The organism is Streptomyces sp. NPDC005151, assembly GCF_053599875.1.
The window spans coordinates 1-6,536 of record NZ_JBSFYR010000183.1 but is presented as its reverse complement, the minus strand read 5'-3'; the positions used below and the strand labels follow the sequence as shown (position 1 = coordinate 6,536).

At 69.4% G+C, this 6,536-nt stretch carries 6 protein-coding genes; 4 read left to right on the top strand and 2 right to left on the bottom strand.

Annotated features, from left to right (window positions below; genetic code table 11):
* Positions 1-91: 91 nt before the first annotated feature.
* Positions 92-616, top strand: a complete 525-nt coding sequence (locus tag ACWD6R_RS39395) for a transposase (protein ID WP_451823163.1) — start codon at positions 92-94, stop codon at positions 614-616.
* Here ACWD6R_RS39395 and ACWD6R_RS39390 read toward each other — a convergent pair.
* Positions 528-1,100, bottom strand: coding sequence for a hypothetical protein (locus ACWD6R_RS39390; protein ID WP_451823162.1), 573 nt, complete (start codon positions 1,098-1,100; stop codon positions 528-530). The genes ACWD6R_RS39395 and ACWD6R_RS39390 overlap by 89 nt on opposite strands.
* Positions 1,101-1,290: 190 nt before the next feature.
* Here ACWD6R_RS39390 and ACWD6R_RS39385 point away from each other — a divergent pair, with 190 nt between their 5' ends.
* The 3 genes from ACWD6R_RS39385 to ACWD6R_RS39375 all read left to right on the top strand — a co-directional run bounded on the left by ACWD6R_RS39385 (position 1,291) and on the right by ACWD6R_RS39375 (position 5,214).
* Positions 1,291-2,358, top strand: a complete 1,068-nt coding sequence (locus ACWD6R_RS39385; RefSeq protein WP_451823161.1) for a tyrosine-type recombinase/integrase — start codon at positions 1,291-1,293, stop codon at positions 2,356-2,358.
* The gene (locus ACWD6R_RS39380) at positions 2,355-4,703 is read left to right on the top strand and encodes a tyrosine-type recombinase/integrase (protein WP_451823160.1); all 2,349 of its coding nucleotides are present in this window, start codon (positions 2,355-2,357) and stop codon (positions 4,701-4,703) included. Before ACWD6R_RS39385 ends, ACWD6R_RS39380 begins: the two co-directional genes overlap by 4 nt.
* Positions 4,704-4,884: 181 nt before the next feature.
* On the top strand, positions 4,885-5,214 hold the full coding sequence (locus ACWD6R_RS39375; protein ID WP_451823159.1) for a hypothetical protein: 330 nt from the start codon (positions 4,885-4,887) through the stop codon (positions 5,212-5,214).
* A gap of 262 nt (positions 5,215-5,476) precedes the next feature.
* On the opposite strand, the gene ACWD6R_RS39370 is transcribed toward ACWD6R_RS39375, so the two are convergent.
* Positions 5,477-6,157: a dienelactone hydrolase family protein gene (locus ACWD6R_RS39370; RefSeq protein WP_451823158.1), complete on the bottom strand. Its 681-nt coding sequence runs from the start codon at positions 6,155-6,157 to the stop codon at positions 5,477-5,479.
* Positions 6,158-6,536 lie beyond the last annotated feature (379 nt).

Genomic DNA, 6,536 nt, shown 5'->3' with positions numbered 1-6,536 from the left:
GGTCAACGTCCTGTGGGCTTTGATACGTGACGGACGGTGCTACCAATGCGAACTCCCAGTCACCACAGCGGCTTGACAACAGCATTAGGAGGTGGATGCCTCCGAGACCGTCGGCGAGGACAGTCGCGGATACGACGGCGGGAAATCACGTGACGGGCGCAAGCGTCACATCCTGACCGACACCGAGGGCCTGCTCCTGGAGGTCACCGTGACCACGGCGGACGTCCACGACTCCAAGGCCGCCCCCGCGCTGCTGGAGACGTTCATGGACCAGCCGGGCCGGCTGCTGAAACTGGTGTGGGTCGACAGCGCCTACCAGGGCCCGGCGCTGGCGAAGGCGTTCGCCCGCCACGGAGTCCGGATCGAGGTCGTGCGCCGCTCCGACGGACAACGCGGCTTCGTCGTCCTGGCCCGCAGGTGGGTGGTGGAGCGAACGCTGAGCTGGCTCTCCCGCTCACGCCGCCTCAACCGCGACCACGAACGCCGCCCCGATCACCACCAGCAGATGGTGTGGTGGTCCGCCGTGATCAGGCTGTCGCGCCGGATGGCCGGGGACGCCCCGCGCTGGCCGGAGAAACGCCCCGACCGACTGCCCCGGACACCGGCGCGGGCGTGAACCGGCCGCTTTTCTCCCGCACCAGCCAGCCCCGCTTCTCCAGCGCGTAGGCACGGTGCCGGATCTTCTCCACCTCGTTCTTGATGTCCGCCTCCCGGCCCACCGCCCGCGTCAACTCCACCCCGCTCACCGGCTCCGAAGCGGCCACCACCGCGGCGAACACCTCCCGATACAGGCCGCTGAGCACCTCCTCACCCATGCCCGACCGCCACACCGGCGGCCGCTCGTCATACCCCGAGCCGGAGCCGCTCGATCCCACAGTGGCAGCCACCTCGCCATCAGACGGCCCGGAAACCGGCGTATTCACCGCGCTCTCCTCGGCCAGCACCGACACGAGCTCCTCACGCCCCACCCGGGCCCGCTCGACCCGCTCCCGCGCGGCATCCACCTCCGCCTGAGCCTGCTCCAGGACCTCCGTCCAGGACTCCAGCTCCTGCCTCGCCCGCGCCTCACGCCGTTCCATCAACCCCAGCACCGACGGCATCGCACCCTCCTCGACCAACAACAAGCCGTCCGCTGCCTGCCCCTACCCCTCCGCGATCATGCCCTGCACACGAAAAAGCCCCCGCGGATCGAACAGGGACTCCCTTTGCCACAACGCACTTAAAAGTTACGTGGAATCCGATCGGGGATGATCTTGTCTCCTCGATGTGACCACGGACTTGGGAGACGGTTTGAGCGGCATTGCGGTGCTGGAGAAGTGGCCGGTGCTGGGGCGGCACGAGCGGGCAGCGGGTTGGCTGCAGGTGTGGAGCGACCTGGGTCGTGCGCCTCGGACGATCGATGCCTATGCCCGCGGGCTGGCCGAGTACCTGGAGGTGTGCGAGCGCGAAGACGTCGATCCGCTGGTCGTCACCCGCGCCCACATTGCCCTGTATGTGCGGGAGTTGACCGAGCGGCCCAGTCGTCGGGGTGCCAATGTGTTCTCGATCGACTCGGGGGCGGGACTGGCGAATGCCACGATCCAGCAGCGACTGGTGCCGGTGCGGTTGTTCTACGACTTCCTGATGGAGGAAGGGCTGCGTGAGTCGAACCCGGTGGGCCGGGGCCGTTATACCCCGGGCCGCCAGCGAGGCGGGCAGCAGCGAGGGCTGGTGCCGCGGCTGACGAAGCTGCCGTGGATCCCCAGCGAACAGCAGTGGCTGGAGATTCTGCAGGTCGCGCGGGAGGAGCCGGTCCGCAACCGGCTGATGCTGGCCTTGGCCTACGACGCCGCGCTGCGGCGTGAGGAGCTGTGCTCGTTGCGGACCGACGACCTCGATCCGGCCCACCGGACGCTGCGGGTGCGCGCGGAGACGACGAAGAACCGGCTGGAGCGCGTGGTGCCGTACTCGGCGTCGACCGGCGTGCTGATGTCGGCCTACCTCGCTCACCGGGCCACCATCAGCCGGGCCAGGGGGCCGTTGTTCCTGTCGGAGTCCCGGCGCAACCACGGACAGCCGTTGACCTTGTGGACGTGGTCGAAGGTGGTTCGCCGGATCGCTCTGGCGGCCGGTGTCCCGCGGTTCTCCACCCACACCACCCGGCACCTGTGTCTGACCGATCTGGCCCGGATGGGCTGGGAACTGCACACGATCGCGACTTTCGCCGGCCACCGCAACACCGACTCCACGCTCCAGTACATCCACCTGTCGGGCCGGGACCTGGCCGACAAGCTGGCCCGCGGCATGGAGCACATCCACGCCTGGCGCATACAGATGCTCACGGCCGGGGACAGCGCGTCGGCGGGGGGCTTGCGATGACCGCGCCGTTGCCGGCCCGCGTCGTCGAGGACTGGACCGGACGCTGGTCCTGGCCGATAGCCCCGCCCCGGGAGGAGGCCGCCGTGGTCTTGCGCCCCGCCGAGGCCAGGGCCGTGTCCGACCTGGGCGTGCGCAACCTGCGGCGACTGCATTACCACGACCCGTCCGCGCCGGGCTGGCGCGTGATCGCCAGGCTGCTGGGCCCGCTGGAGGAGGTCAACGCCGCGCTCGACTCCCCGTCGACCCCGCACCGCCGACGGGCCATGCTCGACGTGGTCGCGGTGCTGCTGACGCAGTGCGCGGAGAGCGGGCGGACCTTCTGGGGTTGGACCGAGGACGAATGGTTCCACCTGCTTGGCCGCACCCAGGCCGAGTTCCGGCGCAACGCGCCCGCCTGGGCAGGCGACGAGGTCCGCCCCTATCTCGCGGCGCACGCCTACCTCCTCGGCTCCTTCAACGAGTTCCACCGGCTCGGTAGCTTCCAGCGGCTCACCCTGGCCTGGCGGATCTTCGGACGCGACCGCGTCAACGGCGAGATCGCCCGACTGCGCGCGGTCCTGGGCGCCTGGGGCTACCGGTTGGGCGCCGCGGAGGACACCTTGCTGCCGATGGTGGCCTGCCAGATGTTCCTGCTCAACCGCAACCCGCACCTTGAGAACCTGGACGACACGCTGTTCGACCGGGTCCGCCGCGACGGGCTGCTGGAGGGCAGCCGGTTGAACACCCTGCACGCGATGCAGCGGGCGGTGGCCGAGCTCGGATTCTGCGGTCCTCCGCGTTCCGGCACCGGCCGCCAATCGGCCCGGGCCACCGGTGGCGCACAGGTCTGGGAACAGTGGGCCGACCGCTGGCACGCCACCTCCACGCTGACCCCGCGCGTCCGAGGCGGCGTTCGCTCGAACCTGCTCAAGGTCGGCCGGTGGCTCGCCGCCGAACTGCCCGACGCCGCCGATCCGGCCCACTGGACCCGGCAGACCTGCGCTTCGTGGATCGCCGCACTGGACCGGATGAACGTCGGCGACTACGTCCAGCGCACGATCGGACTCGCTGACCGCCTCGGCAAGCCGCTGGAGGCACCCAGCAAGGCCGGGCAGATCACCGCGCTGCGGACGTTCTTCCGGGACTGCCAGGAATGGGAGTGGCTGCCCCGCCGCTTCGACCCCCTGCGCGCGTTGGCCATCCCCCGCAGCATCACCGCCCTGCTGGGGCCCGACCCCAGGGTCATCGCCGACGAGGTCTGGGCGAAGCTGCTGTGGGCGGGCCTGAACCTTGAGCCAGCCGACCTTCCCCAGACCCGCGCCGGCCACTTCTACCCCTTCGAGTTGGTCCGCGCTGTCACGCTGACCTGGCTGTTCTCCGGCCAACGCAGCAATGAGATCGCCCGGCTGAGGGTGGGCTGCGTCCGCTGGCAGCAGGACGGGGCACCGATCGCCGGCGACTCGCAGCAGGTCCTGGCCCGCGACGCGGTCTGCCTGCTCGACGTCCCCGCCCACAAGACCGGCACCGCCTTCACCAAGCCGGTCGACCCGATCCTCGGGCAGGCCGTCGACGCCTGGCAGGCAGTGCGCCCCGACCAGCCGAAGCTGACCGACCGCCGCACCGGTGAGCTGGTCGACCCGCTGTTCGCCGTCCGGGCCCGCCGCGTCTCCACCAGCTACATCAACAACACGGTCATCCCGATGCTCTGCCGCAAAGCCGGAGTCCCGGCCGCCGACGTCCGCGGCAACATCACCAGCCACCGCGCCCGGTCCACGATCGCCAGCCAGCTCTACAACGCCAAGGAACCGATGACGCTGTTCGAGCTGCAGGCCTGGCTCGGACACCGATCACCGCAATCCACCCAGTACTACGCGAAGATCACACCCAACACCCTGTCCAGGGCCTACTCCGAAGCCGGCTACTTCGAGCGCAACGTGCGCACCATCGAGGTCCTGGTCGACCGCGACGCGGTCGCCTCCGGTGCCGCCGCGGCCGGCGAGCCCTGGCAGCACTACGACCTCGGACACGGCTACTGCGGCTACACCTTCTTCGAGCAGTGCCAGCACCGCATGGCCTGCGCACGCTGCGACTTCTACACCCCCAAGGACTCCACGCGATCCCAACTCCTCGAAGCCAAGAGCAACTTGCAGAAGATGGCCGTGTCCATCCCGTTGACCGACGACGAGCATGAAGCCATCGAGGACGGCCAGGCAGCCCTGGACCGTCTCCTCGACCGCCTCGCCGACACACCCACTCCGGCCGGCCCGACACCACGCCAGATCGAGGCGCCGAGCGCTGCCCGGCTCCTGCCCATCATCGACCTCACCGCCCGCACGGGACCGTGCGGACCCGATCAGCCATGCTGAGGCCATGGATATCTGCCCGTCCTGCGGCGAAGGACTCTCCGGCCGCACCCTGTCGCAGGCCCCACCCGCTGAGCACGCGAGGCTCCGTCGCCCTCCGGTGCGTGAAATTCGGCGCTGCGGGGCCTGCTGGCGCCTCGCCTGGCGACCCGAGGGCTCTTCGCGGCCCTGGGCTGACAGCGGGGTGGACTCCCGCTACGACTACCTGTTCGACTGGGAACCGAAGCCGCTGCCCGAGCCCTGGATACTCGTGCCCAAACCCCAGGTCAGGGCAACCCTGGAGGCTGAACTGCAAGCAGAGGTCAGCGAAGGGCATCCTCTCTTCGGCAAGCCCGTCATCGCAGTTGCCCGATGCGGTCAGTGCGACGAAGTGCTGTTCAGCGTCGAAGAAGATCCCGCTCGCTTCGTCCAGGTCCACCTGACCTGGCGGCGAGGGCCCGAAGCACCGCCATGGCCCTCGACGGAAAACCTGTCACTCCCGCTATCCAGCAGCCTGACTGACCACACCCACTGACCCTGCGGACTTGACGAATCTGATTCCACAGAATGATGCGGTTGACGCGCCCTTCCACGGGACCGGAGTTCCAGGGGGCGTACCAACATGCCCATATGCCCGAGAACTCCAGCCTGTCTCTGCTGGGCGATGCCTGCAGGAGCTCCATGTTCTCGGACCCCACGCCCTTCATGGCGCCATTGCAGCAGGCGGCCCGCGCGACGGCGCGGGACACCCCAAGCGCCCGTCGGCGATGTACCGGTCGAGCACCCCCGGGGGCGTACTACCGGCCGAACTCGGTGGCGAACAGTTCGCTCACGCGGGCCCACGAGTCGTCGGCGGCCGCCTTGTCGTAGGGTTCGCGTCCGGGGAAGAAGAAGGCGTGCTGGGCGCCCGGGTACACAACTTCCTCGTGCCGTACGCCGGACGCCGTGAGCGCATCACTGATCTGCGTGCGCTGCTCCGCGTCGATGACGTGGTCGAGCTCTGCGAAGAACATGAGCACCCGGACGTCGTGGTCGGCAGTGCCGCTGGTGGCCTCCAGCAACGGTTCCGGACGACTCAGCGCGGTGCCCGCGACGGGCAGCCAGCCGGGGTAGAAGATCGCTGCTGCTGCGAGATCGAGCCGGCTTGCGGCGAAGTACGCGATGTGGCCGCCGAGGCTGAAGCCGAGCATTCCGGTTTTCTCGGTTGCGTCCGAATGCTCGCGAACGTAGGCGAGGGCGGCGCGCAGATCCGCCTCGACGCCGTCACGGGTCAGCCGGCCAAGCAGTTCGAAGCCACGTTCCCGATTGGCATCGCCGGCGGCCAAACCTCCGGCGGTCTCCAGACCGGAGCGGTGGTAGAGGTTCGGCGCGATGGCGACATAGCCGAGTCCTGCAACCTGCCGGACTCTGCGGCGACCGCACCCCGCGTCGCCTGCCGAGGTGACCGTGGCGGGAGTATGCCCGGTAGGGTTCTGCAAGGACGCTGCCCACCGGGCACGCGGGGCAATGGACCCACGACGACCCGGATACTGACCCGCCTCAGGTTTGGCGCGAGCCAGAATTCCCAGCAGTTCGTACGACGGCGGCATCCAGGCATGCCGATCCGATATGGACCCGGCCGGAACCGTCACCGTCCAGCGCCTGGTGTCCGACGCCACGTCCGACGACTAGGACGCGCTGCTGCTGCCGGGCTGCACCATGGGTGTGGTGGGCGTGGGTGTGGCCGCGCGGGGCCCGGGGGTCTGCCGGGGAATGCCCCCGTATGCCGGAAACTCCGGCCCGATTCCGACGGGCCGGAGTTTCCCTATGGCGCAAGCGGCTCCGTCAGTACCGGTCGCCCTCGTCGAACCTGTCGTC

Excerpts from the sequence above, each read along its gene's own strand:
- ACWD6R_RS39390 (WP_451823162.1), bottom strand. The coding sequence starts at position 1,100 with ATGCCGTCGGTGCTGGGGTTGATGGAACGGCGTGAGGCGCGGGCGAGG.
- ACWD6R_RS39380 (WP_451823160.1), top strand. The coding sequence starts at position 2,355 with ATGACCGCGCCGTTGCCGGCCCGCGTCGTCGAGGACTGGACCGGACGC.